Source organism: Agrobacterium sp. SOY23 (assembly GCF_027212525.1).
GTDB classification, from domain to species: Bacteria; Pseudomonadota; Alphaproteobacteria; order Rhizobiales; family Rhizobiaceae; genus Agrobacterium; species Agrobacterium tumefaciens_I.
In genome coordinates, this window is the sequence record NZ_JAPWDT010000003.1 from 81941 (window position 1) to 101472 (window position 19532).

Annotated in this window: 16 protein-coding genes; 7 read left to right on the forward strand and 9 right to left on the reverse strand. The window is 60.0% G+C overall.

Annotation, left to right across the window (positions count from 1 at the left end; genetic code table 11):
- The first annotated feature begins 1 nt into the window (after nucleotide 1).
- Nucleotides 2–889 carry a sulfate ABC transporter permease subunit CysW gene (gene cysW, locus O3S81_RS09300; protein WP_269342596.1) on the forward strand — a complete coding sequence of 296 codons (888 nt, stop codon included), beginning with the start codon at nucleotides 2–4 and terminating at the stop codon, nucleotides 887–889.
- Between the two features lie 5 nt (nucleotides 890–894).
- On the forward strand, nucleotides 895–1920 hold the full coding sequence (locus tag O3S81_RS09305) for a sulfate/molybdate ABC transporter ATP-binding protein (RefSeq protein ID WP_269342597.1): 1026 nt from the start codon (nucleotides 895–897) through the stop codon (nucleotides 1918–1920).
- Between the two features lie 24 nt (nucleotides 1921–1944).
- On the opposite strand, the gene O3S81_RS09310 is transcribed toward O3S81_RS09305, so the two are convergent.
- Together O3S81_RS09310 and O3S81_RS09315 are read right to left on the reverse strand one after the other, a co-directional pair.
- Nucleotides 1945–3042: a DNA alkylation repair protein gene (locus O3S81_RS09310; RefSeq protein ID WP_269342598.1), complete on the reverse strand. Its 1098-nt coding sequence runs from the start codon at nucleotides 3040–3042 to the stop codon at nucleotides 1945–1947.
- Nucleotides 3043–3294: 252 nt separating this feature from the next.
- Nucleotides 3295–4731: an NAD-dependent succinate-semialdehyde dehydrogenase gene (locus O3S81_RS09315; protein WP_269343493.1), complete on the reverse strand. Its 1437-nt coding sequence runs from the start codon at nucleotides 4729–4731 to the stop codon at nucleotides 3295–3297.
- Between the two features lie 609 nt (nucleotides 4732–5340).
- Between O3S81_RS09315 and O3S81_RS09320 the strand changes: the two genes are divergently transcribed.
- The 4 genes from O3S81_RS09320 (at nucleotide 5341) to O3S81_RS09335 (ending at nucleotide 9808) form a co-directional block, all read left to right on the forward strand.
- Complete coding sequence (locus O3S81_RS09320; protein ID WP_269342599.1) at nucleotides 5341–5847, forward strand: molybdopterin-dependent oxidoreductase; 507 nt, start codon at nucleotides 5341–5343, stop codon at nucleotides 5845–5847.
- 21 nt (nucleotides 5848–5868) lie between these two features.
- Nucleotides 5869–7791: a putative bifunctional diguanylate cyclase/phosphodiesterase gene (locus tag O3S81_RS09325; RefSeq protein ID WP_269342600.1), complete on the forward strand. Its 1923-nt coding sequence runs from the start codon at nucleotides 5869–5871 to the stop codon at nucleotides 7789–7791.
- A gap of 161 nt (nucleotides 7792–7952) precedes the next feature.
- On the forward strand, nucleotides 7953–8648 hold the full coding sequence (locus O3S81_RS09330) for an FkbM family methyltransferase (protein ID WP_269342602.1): 696 nt from the start codon (nucleotides 7953–7955) through the stop codon (nucleotides 8646–8648).
- A 323-nt stretch (nucleotides 8649–8971) separates the two neighbouring features.
- Entirely contained in the window at nucleotides 8972–9808 is an 837-nt protein-coding gene (locus tag O3S81_RS09335) for an alpha/beta fold hydrolase (protein ID WP_269342604.1), read from the forward strand.
- Between the two features lie 53 nt (nucleotides 9809–9861).
- Here the strand turns inward: O3S81_RS09335 and O3S81_RS09340 are convergent, their stop codons facing one another.
- The 7 genes from O3S81_RS09340 to O3S81_RS09370 form a co-directional block, all read right to left on the reverse strand.
- A complete protein-coding gene (locus O3S81_RS09340) occupies nucleotides 9862–11244 on the reverse strand; it encodes an FGGY-family carbohydrate kinase (RefSeq protein WP_269342606.1) in 1383 nt (460 codons plus the stop codon).
- Entirely contained in the window at nucleotides 11241–11564 is a 324-nt protein-coding gene (gene rhaM, locus O3S81_RS09345) for an L-rhamnose mutarotase (protein ID WP_269342608.1), read from the reverse strand. The genes O3S81_RS09340 and rhaM overlap by 4 nt, the downstream gene beginning before the upstream one ends.
- A gap of 3 nt (nucleotides 11565–11567) precedes the next feature.
- Nucleotides 11568–12578, reverse strand: a complete 1011-nt coding sequence (locus tag O3S81_RS09350; RefSeq protein WP_269342610.1) for an ABC transporter permease — start codon at nucleotides 12576–12578, stop codon at nucleotides 11568–11570.
- Complete coding sequence (locus tag O3S81_RS09355; protein WP_269342612.1) at nucleotides 12575–13576, reverse strand: ABC transporter permease; 1002 nt, start codon at nucleotides 13574–13576, stop codon at nucleotides 12575–12577. Before O3S81_RS09355 ends, O3S81_RS09350 begins: the two co-directional genes overlap by 4 nt.
- A gap of 14 nt (nucleotides 13577–13590) precedes the next feature.
- Complete coding sequence (locus O3S81_RS09360) at nucleotides 13591–15126, reverse strand: sugar ABC transporter ATP-binding protein (RefSeq protein ID WP_269342614.1); 1536 nt, start codon at nucleotides 15124–15126, stop codon at nucleotides 13591–13593.
- 210 nt (nucleotides 15127–15336) lie between these two features.
- Nucleotides 15337–16347, reverse strand: coding sequence for a rhamnose ABC transporter substrate-binding protein (rhaS, locus tag O3S81_RS09365; protein ID WP_269342616.1), 1011 nt, complete (start codon nucleotides 16345–16347; stop codon nucleotides 15337–15339).
- Between the two features lie 48 nt (nucleotides 16348–16395).
- The gene (locus O3S81_RS09370) at nucleotides 16396–17226 is read right to left on the reverse strand and encodes a DeoR/GlpR family DNA-binding transcription regulator (RefSeq protein ID WP_269342617.1); all 831 of its coding nucleotides are present in this window, start codon (nucleotides 17224–17226) and stop codon (nucleotides 16396–16398) included.
- A gap of 200 nt (nucleotides 17227–17426) precedes the next feature.
- Between O3S81_RS09370 and O3S81_RS09375 the strand changes: the two genes are divergently transcribed.
- Nucleotides 17427–19523, forward strand: a complete 2097-nt coding sequence (locus O3S81_RS09375) for a bifunctional rhamnulose-1-phosphate aldolase/short-chain dehydrogenase (RefSeq protein ID WP_269342618.1) — start codon at nucleotides 17427–17429, stop codon at nucleotides 19521–19523.
- Nucleotides 19524–19532 lie beyond the last annotated feature (9 nt).

Genomic DNA, 19532 nt, shown 5'->3' on the forward strand with positions numbered 1-19532 from the left:
CATGAGCACCGTTTCCCGACACCGCAAGCCGCCGCGCGTCGGCGACGCGCCTCTCGTTCGCCGCAGCCTGATCGCCTTCGTGCTCATCATCGGTGCGCTGCTGGTCGTGGCGCCGCTCATCATCATCGGTGTCGAAGCCTTTTCGCAGGGCTGGAAGGCCTACTCGGCCACCATTACCCATCCCGACACCCGCCACGCCATCATGCTGACGGTGCTGACGGCGCTGATCGCCGTGCCGGTCAATACGGCCTTCGGAGTTGCTGCGGCCTGGGCCATCACCAAGTTCGATTTTCCCGGCCGGCGTTTCCTGCTGGTGCTGATCGAGATACCCTTCTCGATTTCCCCGATCGTCGCCGGTGTCGCCTATCTCTTCGTGTATGGTCTGCAGGGGTTGTTCGGGCCGTTCCTCGATGCGCATGACATCAAGATTCTTTTTGCTCTGCCCGGCATCGTCATCGCCTCGATGTTCGTGACCGCACCTTTCGTGGCGCGTGAACTCATCCCGCTGATGCAGGCGCAGGGCCGTGATCTCGAGGAGGCTGCGACGTCGCTTGGCGCATCCGGTTGGCGCACCTTCTTTTCGGTGACGCTGCCGAATATCAAATGGGCGCTGCTTTACGGTGTCGTGCTGTGCAATGCCCGCGTGATGGGCGAATTCGGCGCGGTATCGGTCGTATCGGGCAATATTCGTGGCCAGACCAATACGCTGCCGCTGCATATCGAGCTGCTTTATCATGACTACCAGACGGCAGGCGCCTTTGCGTCGGCCTCCATCCTCGCTTTGCTTGCCGTGGTCACTATCATCGCCAAGGTGGCGCTGGAACGGCGCGGCGCCGGGCGCGGTGCCAAAAAGACCAACGGCGATGCCGCCATCGCCACGGAGACCTGATCCCCATGAAAATCCGCCTCGAAAATGTGGTGAAGACCTTCGATACCTTCCGCGCCGTGCGCGATGTTTCGCTGGATATCGAAAGCGGCGAGCTTCTGGCGTTGCTCGGTCCTTCCGGCTCCGGCAAGACGACGATTCTGCGCATGGTCGCCGGTCTCGAATATAGCGATGGCGGCCGCATCTTTTTCGGGGACGAGGACGCCACCAATATTCCGGTGCGAGACCGCGGCGTCGGTTTCGTGTTCCAGCATTATGCGCTGTTCCCGCATATGACGCTGCGTGAAAACATTGCCTTCGGCATGAAGGTGTCCAAGGTGAAGCGCGACAGGGCGGCGATTGACGCCCGCGTCGAGGAACTGCTGCGGCTGGTGAAGCTCGATGGCCTCGGCGACCGTTTTCCGGCGCAGATTTCCGGCGGGCAGCGGCAGCGCGTGGCGCTGGCGCGTGCGCTTTCGGTCGATCCCAAGGTGCTGCTGCTGGACGAACCTTTCGGGGCGCTGGATGCCAATGTGCGTCGCGACCTGCGCCGCTGGCTGCGGGAAATTCACGATTCGCTTGGCATCACCACGATTTTCGTGACCCATGACCAGGAAGAAGCGCTCGATCTGGCCGACCGCGTGGTCATTCTCAATCAGGGCGAAATCGTGCAGCAGGGCACGCCGAAAGAGGTGTGCCGACAGCCCAACAGTTCTTTCGTCATGCGTTTTCTCGGCGATGCCAACCGGGTGTCCGGCGTGGCGCGCGGCGGTAAGGTCTATGTCGGCGATAATGAGCTGCCCTTCTCCTATGCCCAGGGCGATGGCGCCGTCGATATCTATGCCCGCCCAGGCGATCTCGAATGGGAGGATCTGCATGAGGGCATTCCGGCCTCGGTGGAGCGTGTTCTCGACCGCGCCGGCGAGCGCCGGGTGATCGCCAGCACCGATGGCGGCGACCGCCTGGAATTCGACGTACCGCCGGAAAACGACGTAGCCGCCGGAGATCGCGGCTCGGTCATCATCCGCCGGGCGAAGATTTTTCCGACGGCGTGAGATAGGGCGGGACGCTGACCGGCTTCAGATCAGAAGCTCGAAGGCGCTTTCCGCCGCCAGCCTGCCGTTGATCATCAGGTCGACCCTGTGAATACCGGCATAGTGCTTGCGGGTGGTGAAATCGCGCATGGCGCGGCTGATCGACAGCGCGCAGGTTTCGCCGGGCTGAAGCTCGACTTCTTTCCATTTGAAGACCTTGGCGGAGGCATCGCCGCTCTTCTTCACGTAATGCACGGCGTAGTCGATCACCAACTTCTGCGGGCTCTTCGCCGTTGAGGCGAAAGAGGCGGAAATCCGCACCGGATTACCGAGTGCGACCGTCTCGGGTGATACCTGAAACGCCGCAAGCGCAATCTGCGCTTCCTCATGGGCGCCGAGATGGGCAAGCGCTGCGGCATCACCCTTCTTGATGAGGGTGCGCAAGGCCTGCCGTGTGATCCAGCGCGTATGCGGGTTGTCCTTCGGCCATGTCTCTATCAGCGCCAGCACAAAGGCGGGATTGTCTTTGGTGATGTCGTTCAGGTGATTGGCGACGGATTTGCGCACATAAAGTGCATCATCGGCTTTCATGGTGTCGAGGATCGCGGTGACCGGGGAGGGATCGTCAATCAGCGGTTTCAGCTGGAACGACCAGGGCAGGCGGGGCCGGCAGCCTTCGCTCGCCAGTCGCCGCACATGCTCGTTTTCATGCCGTGACCATGTCTCCATCACGGCGAGCGTGGCGCTCAAGTCCTTTTGCAGGAAATGGCGAATGGCGAATTCCGAGGAACCGAAACTGGTGAAATAGGACAAGGCCTGCATGGAAAGATCGAAATCATCGAGACCGTAAAGGGCCACATATTCCGGCAGTGAAATGGAGGCAAAACCGTTGCCGATGCCGGGCGCTGCGGCGGTCAGGATTTCGATGTTGCGGGCATAGTCGCCGGGCAGCGTGGCATGCAAGCTCGTCGCCACCTGCCGCATGCGTTGCATGATGCCCAGCGCCTCGAGATTTGTCGTGGCGTGCGCCATGAAGGCGGAAACGTCAAAGGGCGGATGAACGGCCTTGGTCTGATCGGCGATATGCTGCAGTTTTTCGCGGTTGAAGATTTCCTTCAGTGCCGGTGCCGCCGTGTCGCTCATGTAATCCCCCCCCCCAAAGTTCACTCTTTGTTCTTTTAGGCGATAATGGGGTTGGAGGCAAGATAAGGCTGAGCAATTTTCAGAGGTAAGGATGGATCGAGCGGGTGCGACTTTCATCTTCTCCCCCGAGGGGGAGAAGGTCGCGGCAGCGGGATGAGGGGGCGACGTTAGAGATATACGGAGAGCTTGCCCCCCCCTCATCTGCCCTTCGGGCATCTTCTCCCCGGCGGGGAGAAGAAATTTCGATAGCATTTAGCTCATCTGGCTGACGAATTTGGTCTCCAGATAGGCCTGAACCGCTTCCGAGCCGCCTTCCGTGCCATAACCGGAATCCTTGATGCCGCCGAAGGGGACTTCGGGAAGCGCAAGGCCGTTATGGTTGATGGTCAGCATGCCGGCCTCGACCTGTTGGCCGAGCGCATGCGCGGTCTTGACCGAGCCGGTGAAGGCATAGGATGCAAGGCCGAAGGGCAGGCGGTTGGCTTCGGTGATGGCGTCATTGAAGCTCGAGAAGCGGTTGATGATCGCGACCGGACCGAAGGGCTCGTCATTCATGATCTTGGCGGTCACCGGCACATTGGCGAGAACCGTCGGCTCGAAGAAATTGCCCTTGTTGCCGATGCGGCGGCCGCCGGTTTTCAGTTCCGCGCCATGGGAAACCGCGTCGTTGATGAGGCCTTCCAGCGCGGGAATGCGGCGTTCATTGGCAAGCGGGCCCATGATAACGCCCTCTTCGAGACCGTTACCGACCTTGATGGCTTTGGTTGCTTCTACGAAACCTTCGAGGAAGCGATCCGCCACGCCGTCCTGCACGAGGAAGCGGGTGGGGGCGACGCAGACCTGGCCGGCATTGCGGAACTTGGCAAGCGACGTCACCTCGATCGCCTTTTCGATATCGGCATCGTCGAAGATCATGACAGGCGCATGGCCGCCCAGTTCCATCGTGGCGCGCTTCATGTGCTTGCCGGCCAAAGCCGCCAGATGTTTGCCAATGGGTGTGGAGCCGGTGAAGGAAATCTTGCGGATGACCGGGTGCGGGATCAGATATTCCGAAATCTCTGACGGGACACCGTAAACGAGGCCGATGACGCCTGCCGGCACGCCCGCATCCACGAAGGCGCGGATGAGTTCCGCCGGTGATGCCGGTGTTTCCTCCGGCGCCTTGACGATGATGGAGCAGCCGGTGGCGAGCGCTGCGGAAAGCTTGCGGACGATCTGGTTGAGCGGGAAGTTCCAGGGCGTGAACGCCGCAACGGGGCCGACCGGCACCTTGATGGCAAGCTGCGAAACGCCGGTGGCGCGCGCGGGGATGACCTGGCCATAGGTGCGGCGCGCTTCTTCCGCGAACCAGTCGATGGTATCGGCGGCGCCCATGATTTCGGTACCGGATTGCGCCAGCGGCTTACCCTGCTCGCGGGTCATGATGTAGGCGATCTTGTCCTTGCGCTCGCGCAGGATGTCGGCAGCCTTGCGCATGATCTTGGAACGCTCGAAGGGCGAGGTGTCGCGCCACAGCTTGAAACCGCGTTCGGCGGCGGCAAGCGCCAGATCGAGGTCTTCCTTCTCGGCATGGGCGATCGCGCCGATGATCTCGTCGGTTGCCGGATCGGATACGGCGATCGTCTTGCCGGAAACGGCGTCTCGCCATTCGCCATCAATGAGAAGTTTGATGTCGGGATAGGTGTGCATAGGGGCTACCTTCATGATGCGGCCGATACGGCGGGTGCCGTCCGGCCCGGAGACGTGAACAGAATTGTCCTGACCGGACGTATCCGGCGTCGCGGCTTGCGCTGCGCGGAACGGGTGTCTGGATATTTCCGGCATCCGAGATGGCCGGAAACGGAAATGACAGCCTTTATATTAAGTTCCAGGCGGTATGTTTCAACCATGCGTCCCGGCAATCGCCATGATTTTTCTGCGGCGGGGAACCTGTCTTTGTCATTCCGGTTCTGCATCCGAAGAGGTAACGATCGGCCAGTCGCCTTGCGCGCGAATCAGGCGGTTCTGTCCGAGGGCGGAACAGGTCTCGCCACAATTCGGCCTTTGTCGCACCGGACGGATTGTCGACAGAAGTTTTTAGCGCCTGTCGTTTGCCTCATAACAGGGCGCCAAGCCTAAAAAACTACAATGGGACGGAAAAATTATCAAAAGGGTTTACTCAAAACCTAGAGAAAATACGGATAAAATCTCAGTGAGGATATAATATTGGTTCCTGATATATATTGCGAGTGTCGGTTCCCTTGACCTTCAGAGGTTGGCGAAAACCCTCGACCTGAACGTTATCGATGGAGAAAAAGTATGAGTTTCGCCCGGGTACTTCTCAGTGCGTTCCTGTCGCTCGTGTGGCTTTCCTGTGCCGGGGCCGCAGAGATCGCCAAACCGCAAGGCAAGCCGATATTAACCATATCCGGAAACATCACCAACACGAATGCTGAGGGTGCGGCGCAGTTTGACCGCGACATGCTGGAAGCGCTCGGCATGGAGACGGTGGAGACGACGACGCCATGGCACGATGGCCGCGTTCGTTTCGAGGGCGTGTCGCTGGCGAAACTGATGGATGTCGTCGGGGCAAAGGGCACAAGCGTCACGGCCGTCGCCCTCAACGATTATGTCAGCACGATACCGATTGAAGATTTTAAGAAATTTAACGTTATCCTCGCGATCAAGCTGGATGGCAATTACATGACAGTTCGCGAAAAAGGCCCGTTGTTCGTCATCTATCCCTATGACAGCGACCCGGAGCTGCAGAAGCAGACCTATTATTCGCGGTCCGCATGGCAAGTTGCCAAACTGAACGTGGAATAAAGGTGCCGTTTGCGAAAACTTGTGGCGGTGATCATCTGTTGCTTTGTCCTGGCAACGGGCTATATCGCTTTCGTGATTGCCGAGCGGCAGACCGCTCTGCAGAAATTCGCCCGCTACAATGATTCCTGGGCCGTCAGCCAGACGGTGGCGGAATATCTGCGCCTGCAGAACAAGCTGGCCGTCTTCGCGCTCAATCCCGGCAAGATAGACCGGGACGAGTTGCAGCTGCGTCTGGACATCATGCTGAGCCGGCTTGAGCTTCTGAAGCAGGGCAACCTCGGGGCCTTCATCAATGAGAAACAGCAGTGGCGGGATCTTGTAACCCGCCTCGATGCCATTCTGGAGCGGCTGGAGCAGGAGGTGAACACCCTTGATCCCGCCGAAGTTCCGGATCTGCTCTCGGCGATGAGCGCGCTCGATGCGCCGATGACGACGCTTGCCTCTTCCTCCGTCGCTTATGACGTCAATCTGATCGACACGGCCCATGAGGATGTGCGCAAGCTGCATATCGTTTATACCGCGCTGGCCGGCGGCCTGATCCTGTGCGGTATAGCCCTTGTCATATTGCTGCTTCGCCAGAACGATCTCCTGAACCGGGCGCAGAAAAGCATGCGCGGCCTGACGGACGATCTGCGCGCCGCGACGCTCGAATTGCAGGCGAAGAACGTCCGGCTTGAGCATGATGCCTATCACGATGCGCTGACGGGGCTGCCGAACCGTGCGCTGTTCCGGCAGGAATTGATCGAGAGGTTGCGCCGCTCCTTCGGCGGCACCGGAACGACGGCCATCCTCCTGCTTGATCTCGACGGGTTCAAGGACGTGAACGACACGCTCGGCCACGATGCGGGTGATGCGCTGCTTCAGGCCGTGGCGCAGCGCCTTTCGGCCATCGGCGGCGATTATGACATGGTCTGCCGTCTGGGCGGCGACGAATTTGCCGTCGTCTCCGACGATCTGAACGAGGATGCCGCCCGCCGCCTTTCCACCAAGCTCATCGATCAGATCAGCCGCACCTATCAGCTGGGTGAGCAGGAGGTCAAAATCGGCACCTGCATCGGCATCGCCATCTCGCATGGCGCCGTCGATGCCGATGAATTGTTCAAGCGTGCGGATCTGGCTCTTTACGAGGCGAAGGCCATTGGCCCGGGCCGGGCAAGCGTCTTCAAGGTCCGCATGCAGAAGCAGCTGACCGAGAAGAAATCCTTCGAGGCCGATCTGCAGACGGCACTGCAGAATGACGAGATGGAAGTCTATTACCAGCCGCAGGTGGCGACGCAGACCCGCAAACTCTGCGGTTTCGAAGCGCTGCTGCGCTGGAAACATCCGGTCAGGGGCGATGTGCCGCCCAGCGTGTTCATTCCCGTGGCGGAAAGAACGGGCCTCATCCATTCGCTCGGAAAATGGGTGATGGAGACGGCCTGCCGCGAGGCGATGGGCTGGGACGAGGACATGAAGGTGGCGGTCAATCTCTCGCCGGTTCAGTTCCACAGCACCAGTCTCATCCAGAACGTGATGGGCGCGCTTGAGAAAAGCGGGTTGGAGCCGAGCCGGCTCGAGCTTGAAATCACTGAATCGATCCTGCTCAACAAGAGCGACCAGACGATCAACACGCTGTCCCGGCTGAAGGCCGTCGGCATCCAGATCGCCATGGATGATTTCGGCACCGGTTATTCCTCGCTTGCCAATCTGCGCGGCGTGCCTTTCGACAAGATCAAGATCGACCGGTCCTTCCTGCGCGATATCACCAGCGACCGCGATGCGTTGGCCATCGTGGAATTCGTCGTCGGCGTTGGTCGCAGCCTGCGAATGACGACGATTGCGGAAGGTATCGAGACGGAAGAGCAATATGAATGTGTCCGGCGTCTCGGATGCGATCAGGTGCAGGGATATTTGATCAGCAGGCCTTTGCCGGCCAAGGAGCTGGTGGCCTGGAGCTCCGTCTGAAACAGGCCCGTTTTGCGGCATTGGGAGCGTGGCGAATTCTTAACCGATATATCATTGCCTGCTAAAACCGATATCGGTCACGGCGCCGATGTTGTAGAGCATTCCCGGTCGATATGGATCATTCGGACGAAGCGACCGGGTTTTGCGAAAAGGCTTGAGACATGGAAATACTGGACGTGCATGGAGTTGCCCTGCCTCTTTCTTCCGATGAGGTATCGCCCGTCATCTGGCAGGCGCTGACCGACGGCAGCTATGAGGCCAAAGAGGCCCGCAGCGTCCTGAAAGCCATCAAGCCGGGTGACCGTGTTCTGGAGCTGGGCTCCGGCATCGGCATCATCACTTCCATCATCGCCGGCATAGAGGATGTTTCCGTCTGGGCTTTCGAGGCCAACCCTGCGACGGCGGCGCTGGCGGAGCGGGTCATCAAGGCCAATTGCCGCGGCAATGTCGTGTTTTCACAGGGGCTTCTCACCGCCGACCAACCGCGTTCCTATCCTTTCTACGTCCGCAAGGATCTCTGGATGTCGTCCATGGACGAAAATCAGGGCCCCTATGAGCAGCGTATCGAAATCTCCTCCGCCAATATCGATGAATTCGTTGCCAGCAAGGGCATCACGGCGCTCGTGATGGATATTGAAGGCGCCGAGCGCGATCTGCTCGGCAGGGCCGATCTTTCCGGAGTGGAACGTATATTCGTCGAGCTGCACGATCACCTTTATGGCCTTGCAGGCGTTCGCGATATCATGCAGGCGCTGACGGCCAAGGGCTACGCTTATGATCCGCGCGGTTCACGCGGTCCTTGCGTGCTGTTCTCGAAGGATGACAGCCCGAGGGAATACGATCCCGAGGTGGATTGAAAGCTCTGGCCACGCCGCCCCGAGAGACGGTGTTGGAGAGTTTGCTTTAAACTGAGGGCAGGGCGCGGAGCGCTCTGCCTGCAATTTTTTTATGACCCGTTTGCGCCATCTGTCGCAACCTTTGCGGCTTGGTGCCGTTTAGCGCCGATACCGGAATCCGGCAGGCAGCGGGCGGCTCCATCATTATTGCTAAAAACGCAATTCATTCCGAATTATTATTGTAATTGTTGGGGCTGTTTTGCTGCGTCATTATCCCTCCATCAAACCGGCGCACAACAGAGGCTGCGCTGGAAGATGCCACCGCAACCAAAGGAGAAACGATCATGGGCTTTGTTAAGACGACAGACGGAACCGAAATCTTCTACAAGGACTGGGGCCCGAAGGATGCCCAGCCGATCATGTTCCACCATGGCTGGCCGCTCTCCTCCGATGACTGGGATGCGCAGATGCTGTTCTTCGTTTCCAAGGGTTTTCGCGTTGTCGCCCATGACCGCCGTGGTCACGGCCGTTCCGCCCAGGTTGCCGATGGTCACGATATGGACCACTACGCCGCCGATGCCTTCGCCGTTGTCGAGGCGCTCGATCTGAAGAATGCAGTCCATATCGGCCATTCCACCGGCGGTGGCGAAGTCGCCCGTTACGTCGCCAAGCATGGCGAACCCGCTGGCCGCGTTGCCAAGGCCGTTCTCGTTTCCGCCGTGCCGCCGCTGATGCTCAAGACCGAAGCCAATCCGGAAGGCCTGCCGATGGAGGTTTTTGACGGCTTCCGCTCAGCGCTCGCCGCAAACCGCGCGCAGTTCTTCCGCGATGTGCCGGCCGGCCCGTTCTATGGCTTCAACCGCGATGGTGCGACCGTGCATGAAGGCGTTATCCAGAACTGGTGGCGGCAGGGCATGATGGGCGGCGCAAAGGCCCATTACGATGGCATCAAGGCTTTCTCCGAAACCGACCAGACCGAAGACCTGAAGGCCATCAGCGTTCCGACGCTGGTTCTGCACGGTGAAGACGACCAGATCGTTCCAATCGCCGACTCGGCTCATAAGTCGGTCAAGCTGCTGAAAAACGGCACGCTGAAGACCTATCCCGGCTTCTCGCACGGCATGCTCACCGTCAATGCCGATGCGCTGAACGCCGATCTGCTGGCCTTCATCAAGGGCTGAACCTTCTGCAGAGCCGAAATGCGGCCGATTGTTCGGCCGCATTTTTATGCGGATCAGGTCAGATGACCCCGCCAGTTGGTGCGATAGGAAGTCAGCGCCGCCATATCCCCAGCCGTGAAATGACGCTCGCGACCGGCAACCGGCTTGATGCCGGTGAGGAGTGCCGCGCCCGCACTGGTTCCCGTCGAACCTTCCATGGCAATGACGTCGGTTGCGGCGAAAGCGGCGAGTGCCTTCAAATACAGCGTGTTTCCAGCGAAGGGACCCTCGACGACAACCGGCCCTCTCCGCTCAACGAGCGAAAGACAGAATTCCGTCATCAGGGCGAGATAAAGCGAGGCAGCCGCATGTCGCTCCACCCCTGTTGCGTCGTTATCGGCGATCCAGCGCGCCTCGTTTCCCGGAAAGGGGCCTGAGCCGCTGACCACGCTCGGCAGTAGCATCATGCCTTTTTCGATAACCCCGCCGAGCGCGACTTCGATTTCGTCGCTTGTTGCTGGTCCGAATTGCTGCGCCAGCATCTCATATTCCCTGCCGCCCATGAAGCGGGAGGAGGGAACGGGTCGTCCAAGCGCATCGACATTCAAAAGCGTATCGCGGGCGGGATCCAGCGCATCCGCCTTGCCGCCAATGGCGAAATTCACCACCCAGGTGCCGGTGGAGACGACGGAAAAATCTCCATCGCGGCGAAGGAGGTGCGGCAGGAGCGACGCATTGGAATCATGGATGCCGCAATAGACCGGCATATCCGGTGACAGCCCGGTTTCCTGCGCCAGCGATGGGCGGATCGTTCCCAGCACATCGAAAGCGGAACGGACCGGCGCCATCAGACGCTCGATGCCGAGACGCCCGACCAGCGAAGAGAAGCTTTTCCGGCGCGGGTTCCACAGGTCGGTATGACACCCGAGCGAGGTCGTTTCGGTTGCCTGCACCCCGGTCAGCCGTCCCGCCCAATATTGCGGATAGGTGACGATGCTGCGCACCCTGGCGAAATCGTCTGGAAACATGGTTTTCTGAAAGTGGATCTGCGCCCCGAGGTTCAGTCCCGCGGGGAGCTGCGGTGAACCTGTTTCGGCGAAATCGGGCCTGAGGCCGCGATAGGCCTCTTGAACCGGTTCGGGGTAGATATGCTCGTAATCGAGCACCGGCATGGCGAGGTCGCCGTTTGCATCGAGAAGTGCTGCTGAAGCGCCATGAGTGGTGATGGAAATCGCGTCGAAACCCGGCTCGTGACCAAACCGTGCAAGTGCGTCAAGAATGAAGTTCCAGAGCATCTCCACATCGTAATGCGGGTAGGGGCCATCGCGAAGAACGGGGTTCGTCCGCTTCTCGCCGGCGATTTCCTCGCCGTTGCCAGTATCGATGACGACCACCTTGGCATTGGTCTTGCCGATATCGATGACCGCGACGCGGCCCGGTTTGATGCTGTCGCTCATGGCAGATGGAACACCGTTACCAGGTCTTTTGCGACGGGCGAGTTGTCGGGATTGCTCTCCATGATATCAGCCATATGCGCCCACCATTTTTTCATCACGGGATGTTCGGGTAAAGCCGCCATGCCGTGGACTTTTGGCCGGGTCAGCACGCCGAAAAGAATGTTGGTTTCCGGGTCAAGATGGATGGAGTAATCGCTCACACCCGCCTCGTGCAGCAGTGCTATCAGCTCCGGCCATATCTCGTCGTGGCGTTTTTTATATTCGGCCTCTTTGCCGGCGAAGAGCTTCATCTTGAAGGCGTGTTTTTCAAGTTCCGGCATGGCTCAGCCTCTCATGGCACGAAGGCGACGAACGACGATGGGGATGGCAATGGTAATGATCAGCAGCAGGCCGACGAAGATCGACATGACGATGCCGGGCACGTTCAGAAGCCCCAGCCCGAAAGTGACGAGGCCCATGACGAAGGCGGCGATGACGACGCCCGCGATGGTGCCGGAGCCGCCGAGAATGGAGACGCCACCCAGCACCACCATGGTCACCACCTCAAGTTCCCAGCCTTGCGCGATTGACGGGCGCGTGGAGCCCAGCCGCGAGGTGAGGCAGACGGCGGCGATGCCGCTCATCAGGCCGGTGAGCAGGAAGAGGATGAACTTCACGCGCTCGACGGGAATGCCGGAAAAGCGTGCGGCGAAGGGATTGGTGCCGATGACATAGACCTGCCGGCCGAAATTGGTGGCATGCAGCAGAATGGCGAAGAGGACGGCCATGGCGATGAACAGCACGAATTCGAAGGAGATCACCCAGAACACATAGCCTTGACCGAAATAGGCGAAATCCGACGGATATTTTCCATAGGCCTGATCCCCCAGCACCATGTAGGAAATACCGCGAAACAGGCTCATCGTGCCGATGGTGACGACGATGGAGGGCAGTTTCAGCACCGCGACCAGAAAGCCGTTGAAGGCGCCGCAGAAAAGCCCGGTGCCGATGCCGATGGCGACGAGGCCGGGCGTGCCGATCCCCATCTGCGCCGCCGCACCCATGGCGGTGGAGGCCAGTGCAATGATGGCGGCGACCGACAGGTCGATTTCGCCGGCGATGATCAGCAGCGCCATGGCAAAGGCGATGATCGCCTTTTCGGTGAAGTTGAAGGTCGCGTCGGAGAGGTTCCAGGCGTTAAGGAAATAGGGCGAGGCGAGCGAATTGGCGATGAAGATGAGGATCGCGACGCCAAGCAGCAACACTTCCCAGCTGGCCATGATACGGCTGAGCGGTGTGCCGAGTTTGTCGGGAATGATGCGCGATGCCTGTGAGGGTTGGGAATTCGTGCTCATGCAGATGCTTCCTTGCCATGATCTGCCGCGGCGCGGTCACGCAGGATGATGCGGCCTTTTCTGGCCTCGGCGCGGGCGTTGAAGACGACGGCGAGCACGATGACCACGCCGGAAATCGCCATCTGCGCGAAGGGCGAGATGCCGATGACGGGCAGCGCGTTCTTGATGACGCCGAGGAACAGCGCGCCGAGTACCGCACCAGCCACGGAGCCGATGCCGCCGGCAATCGAGATGCCGCCGATCACATTGGCCGCGACGCTGTCCAGCTCGAAACCGGCGGCGATATCCACATAGGCGACGGCGTAACGCGACACCCAGAGATAGCTGGCGAGACCGGCCAAAGCGCCCGACAGCACGAAGGCGAAGAAGCGGGTGCGGCCGACATCGATGCCCGCATAGACGGCAGCACTGGGATTGCCGCCGGAAGCGTAAGCGGAGCGGCCGAAGGAACTGCGGGTAAGCACCAGCCAGGCCCCGGCGATGATGAGAATGGCGACCCAGGACAGAACCGGCATGCCGAGGATCATCGTGCGCGGCACATTAAGGAAGGTCGGCGAAAACTGATGTGCATTCACCCAGCCGCCGCCCGACAGCACGAAAGCCATGCCGCGATAGATGGTGAGCGTGCCGAGCGTCACGACAATGGGCGGAATGCCGAGCCACCAGACCAGCACGCCGTTGAGCGAACCCAGAAACGCACCGATGCCGACCGCCATGACGATGAGCAGCGGCAGGGGCACGCCCGGAAAGGCGGCATTGGTCATCGCCACCGCCATGCCGGTAAAAGCGAGATTGGCGGCGACTGAAAGGTCGATGGATTTGGTGAGAATGACCGCCATCTGGCCAAGCGCCAGAATGATGAGGATGGACGTGTCATTGAAGATATTGACGAGATTGCCGGGCCGGCCGAAGCCGGGCGCGCGCAGCGCAAAGCCGGCGATCATGATGAGGATGATGCCCGCCAGCAGCCATTCGCGATTTTTGAGTAGACGTTGCATGTTCGTGGCCCCTCTCAGGCATTGCCGGTGGCGGCGCGCACCAGCTTTTCCGGAGAAAAATCGGCACGTTCGAACTGGCCCGCCATCAGACCTTCGCGCATGACGATGGCGCGGTCGGACATGCCGAGGATTTCGGGAAGTTCGGATGAAATCATGATGATCGATAGGCCTTCGGCCGCAAGCTCGCTGATGAAGCCATGCACGGCAGCCTTGGAGCCGATATCGATACCCTTGGTGGGCTCGTCGAGAATGATGACCTTCGGTTTCGTGGCAAGCCACTTGCCGATCACCACTTTCTGCTGGTTGCCGCCCGAAAGCGTGCCGACCGGCACCGAAAGCGCAGCCGCGCGCAGATCGAGCCGCGCGGCATATTTGCGCGCCAGTGCGAATTCATTGGCTGCGGTCAGAAACCCCTTGCGCGATGTGCGGGTGAGGGAGGGCAACGACATGTTCTGATAGATCGGCATATCCAGCGCCAGCCCGTGGCGGCCGCGCTCCTCCGGCACGTAGACGATGCCGGCGCGGATCGCATCTTCCGGCGAACGGATGGTGAGCGGCTGGCCGTCCAGCGTCACCTGCCCGGACGCCGGCCGGGTGATGCCGAACAGCGACTGGCAGAGTTCGGAGCGTCCGGCGCCGATCAGCCCGTAAAGGCCGAGAATTTCGCCCTTGCGCAGCTCAAGGGAGATGTCGCGGAATTCCGTCTGGTGCGAATAGTTGTGGACTGAAAGTACCGTCGGACCAAGGGTGACGGCCTGCTTCGGGAAGGCATTCGTCACGTCGCGGCCAACCATAAGCCGCACGATTTCATCCTGCGGGGTGGTGGCAAGCGTGCCGGCGCCGACCATTTTCCCGTCACGGAAGACGGCATAATTCTCGGCTATTTCATAGACTTCATCAAACTTGTGGCTGATGAAGAGGATCGCCTTGCCCTGCCGCTTCAGGTTTTCGACGATGCGGAAGAGATCGTCGATCTCCTTGCGGGAGAGAGCGGCGGTCGGCTCGTCCATGATGACGATGCGGGCCTCGACCGATAGTGCCCGGGCGATGGCGACCAGATGGCGCTGGGCGATCGACAGGTCTTTCAGCCGGATGGTAGGATCGATGGTGCTTTCCAGTTGTTCCAGCAGAATTCTGGCGCGCGTATTGATGGTCTTCCAGTCGATCAGGCCGAAACGGCCTTTGGGGGCATGGCCGAGGAAGATGTTTTCGCCGACCGAGAGCTCGTCGAACAGCACGGTTTCCTGATGAATGGCGGTGACGCCGGCATCGATGGCGTCCTGTGCGCTGTGGAAGTGGACGGCCTTGCCATCCAGCATGATTTCGCCCTCGTTCGGGCGGTAGATGCCGGTGAGGATCTTGACCAGCGTGGATTTGCCCGCGCCGTTCTCGCCGATCAGCGCGGTGACCTTGCCGGGATAAAGCGCGATATCGACGCCATCCAGCGCCTTGACGCCGGGGAATATCTGGCTGATGCCGCGCATTTCCAGAATGGGCGTGGGGCTGGAAGCCTCTGTCATGTTTATGGTCTGGGTTTCAGCACGCATCATTCCGTCTTACCGGTCTATTTGATTGAAACGGCGAGGGGCACCCCCCTCTGTCCTGCCGGGCATCTCCCCCTCAAGGGGGGAGATCGGCAAGCGGATAGCACCTCGCCCTATGGAACGAGCGAGTGCCGCATATCGATCTCCCCCTTTGAGGGGGAGATGTCCGGCAGGGCAGAGGGGGGTGCCCTCCACGCACTGCCGTCACTTCTCAGATCAGAAAATCTTCGAGAACTGATCGATATTCTTCGCGTCGTAGATGAACGGATCGGCCATGGCCGCTTCGCTGTTTTCGCCAACCTTGATCTTGCCCATGCGGCCGGCTTCGATTTCCGAGCCCGGCTTGCCATCGGTTTCGCCCTTCACGAGGCGATAGGCGATCTGGGTGGCGGAATAACCGAGGTCGATCGGGTTCCAGATGGCGAATTCCTTGGTGGCGCCCGACTTGATGGCGCCGGCCATTTCGGACGGCAGGCCAAGGCCGGTCACGAAGACCTGGCCGATCTTGCCCGCATCCTTCACGGCCTGCGAAGCGGCGAGAACGCCGACCGTCGTCGGAGCGACGATGACCTTCACGTTCGGCTGAGAGGAGAGCAGTCCCTGCGCTTCGCGGTAGCTCTTGTCGGCCAGGTCGTCACCATAAACGGTGGTCACGAGGTTGAGGCCGGGGAAATCCTTCAGCTGCTTCTTCATCTCGCCGATCCAGACATTCTGGTTCGTGGAGGTGGTGGTGGCGGAAAGGATGGCGAAGTCGCCCTTGCCGCCTTCCAGATGGGCTGCGGCGAGCTGCAGGCACATCTTGCCGATCAGCGCGTTGGAGGACGGATTGAGCTGGAGAATACGGCCTTCAGGCGCCACGCCGGAATCCCAGGAAATGACTTTGATGCCGCGCTGGGTGGCCTTCTTGAGCGCCGGAACGACCGCGTCGGGGTCGTTGGCGGAAATGGCGATGGCATCGACGCCCTGTGCGATCAGCGAATTGATGACTTCGATCTGGCCTTCCGCCGTGGTGCTGGTCGGACCCGTATAGATGATCTTCACGCCGCCAAGGTCCTTCGCGGCCTCTTCGGCACCCTTGTTGGCGGCTTCGAAAAAGCCGTTGCCGAGCGATTTGACCACCAGTGCGATCTTGACGTCGGCGGCCTGGGCAACGCTGCCAAGTCCTGCGACAGAAAGAGCAGCGCTGAGCGCAAGAGCGCTCGTCAATGTTCTGCGTGTAAGTTTCATGACCCTTTTTCCTCCCGTTTTGAAACCTGTTCTTCCCTTCGGCGCTCCTCAGGCAACCGAAGAGGAATCCTCCTCATCCGGCGGGCCGGCGATCTTGCCATCCCCCACCGCACCGGCGATCAGCAATTCGACACCGGCATTTTCGACCATTTTCGCCGCCTCATCCGAAATCCCGTCATCGGTGATGATGGTCGAGACGTTTTCGAGCGGGCAGAGAATGAGGCTGGATCGTTTCCTGAATTTCGAGGAATCGACCATGACGATCAGCTCCTCGGCCTGCCGCATCAGCTTCTGCTCGCTCTGGATCACCAGCGCGTCGGATTCCATGATGCCGAGCGCGCCCACGCCCTGCGCGCCGAGAAAGATCCGTCGCGCATAAAAATTGCGGATTGCGTCGTTCTCGAAGGGCGAGAGGATGAGGCTCTGATCGCGATAGATCGCGCCGCCCGGCACATTGACGTTGCATTTGGAATGTTTGACGAGATGCTCGGCAATGGCGAAGGAATTGGTCATCACCTGCAGGCGGCGCGCCGCCATGTAATGCACCATCTGAAATGTCGTCGTGCCGCCATTCAGGATGATCGCGTCACCATCATTGCAGAGATCAACCGCCTTGCGCGCAATTGCGCGTTTCTTGTCGATGTTGACTGATTCGGACACGCGGAAGGGGCGTGCGGCGAGATTGCCGAGCTGCGGCGGATGCACCGCCTCCGCCCCGCCACGCACACGCCGCAACTTTCCCTGAACGTGCAAGGACGCGATATCCCTGCGGATCGTCGCTTCCGACGCATCCGTCAGTTCGGCAATATCTTGCACCGTCACGACAGCTTTTTCCTGTGTGGCGCTCAAGATGATGCGATGGCGTTCGCGTTCGTGCATGGGGTCCTCCTGACCGTGATTTATTCGCAATCTCTTTACGTTGTCAATCAAGAACGATCAAATTAATCAATATCGCGCTGCAACATGAAAATTTATGATCGTTTTTGATTGACATTGTGCTTTTGGATGCGCGATACCTGCCATCAAAGGAGGCGGGCCGGTGTCGGCTCCGCGAATGCACATAGATGTGGGAGGAAGACATGACGGGTAAATCCCGCCTTCTCGAAAGCCGTTGGGACGATGCTTACGCCAAAACGCTCGATGAGCCTGGCAAGCTGCTTTACCGTTCCAATCTGCTGGGCGCCGATAAGCGCATCACCAATTACGGTGGCGGCAACACCTCCACAAAGGTGCTGGAGGCCGATCCGCTGACCGGCGAGAAGGTCCGCGTCATGTGGGTGAAGGGGTCCGGCGGCGATGTCGGTACCATCAAGCTGGACGGTTTCGCCACGCTTTATCTCGACAAGCTGGAAGCGTTGAAGGGCATCTACAAGGGTGTCGAGGATGAAGACCGCATGGTTGGTTTCCTGCCGCACTGCACCTTCAATCTCAACCCGCGCGCCGCCTCCATCGATACGCCGCTGCATGGTTTCGTGCCTTATGATCATGTCGATCACATGCATCCGGACGCGATCATCGCGATTGCCGCTTCGAAGAACTCGAAGGAGCTGACGCAGCAGATTTTCGGCGATGAGATCGGCTGGCTGCCCTGGCGTCGTCCCGGTTTCCAGCTGGGGCTCGATCTGGAGGCTTTCGTCAAGGCCAACCCCAAGGCCAAGGGCGTCGTGCTGGAAAGCCACGGTCTCTTCACCTGGGATAATGACGCCAAGGCCTGCTACGAACTGACGCTTGCCATCATCAACAGGGCGATCGAATGGTTTGCGGCGAAGACCGAAGGCAAGGTAATTTTCGGTGGTGCGGTGGCCAAAAGCCTGCCGGTGGCCGAACGCCGCGCCATTGCCGCCCGGCTGATGCCGGAAATCCGTGGCCGCATCGGCCGCGAGGAGCGCAAGCTCGGTCATTTCGACGATCAGGATGCAGTTCTGGAATTCGTCAATTCGAAGGACCTGAAGCCGCTTGGGAACCTCGGCACATCCTGCCCCGACCATTTCCTGCGCACAAAAATCCGTCCGCTGATCCTCGATCTCGATACCGCGAAACCCGATGTGGACGCGCTGACGGCTGGTCTGGACAAAGCGCTTGAGGCTTACCGCGCCGACTACAGCCGCTATTACGAGGCCTGCCGCCACGATAACTCGCCAAAAATGCGCGATCCGAACCCGGTGATCTTCCTGATCCCCGGTGTCGGCATGTTGTCCTTTGCCAAGGACAAGGCCACCGCCCGCATCGCCGGCGAATTCTACGTGAACGCGATCAACGTCATGCGCGGTGCATCCACCGTGTCGGACTATCAGGGCCTGCCGGAGCAGGAAGCCTTCGATATCGAATATTGGCTGCTGGAAGAAGCAAAGCTGCAGCGCATGCCGAAGCCAAAAAGCCTTGCCGGCCGGGTGGCCTTCGTCACCGGCGGCGCAGGTGGCATCGGCCGGGCAACGGCGGAACGGTTGGCGGGCGAGGGCGCCTGCGTGGTTCTGGCCGATATTGACGAAGCCGCGCTGGAGGCTGCCAGGGGCGATTTTGCCAAGCGCTACAGCACTGACGCGGTGCGCACCGTCAAGCTTGACGTGACGCAGGAAGATGCGGTCATTTCCGCTTTCGCGGAAGCGAGCGTGGAATTCGGCGGCGTGGATATTCTCGTTTCCAATGCCGGCATCGCTTCTTCCGCTCCGGTGGAAGATACGACGCTTGCCATGTGGAACAAGAATATCGACATTCTCGCCACCGGTTATTTCCTCGTCTCGCGAGAAGCGTTCCGGCTGCTGCGGCGGCAGAATCTCGGTGGCAACGTCGTCTTCGTCGCTTCCAAGAACGGCCTTGCTTCTTCGCCCAATGCATCGGCCTATTGCACGGCCAAGGCTGCGGAAATTCATCTCGCCCGTTGCCTTGCGCTCGAAGGGGCGGAAGCCGGCATTCGCGTCAACACCGTCAATCCCGACGCCGTGCTGCGCGGCTCGAAAATCTGGAGCGGCGAGTGGCGTGAACAGCGCGCGGCCTCCTCCAAGATCGAGGTGACTGATCTTGAGGAACATTACCGCAAGCGCTCGATGCTGAAGCTCAATGTGTTTCCGGAAGATATCGCCGAAGCGATCTACTTCCTGGCGTCCGACGCTTCCGCCAAGTCCACCGGTAACATCATCAATGTCGATGCCGGTAATGCGCAGAGTTTTACGCGATAATAGGGGACG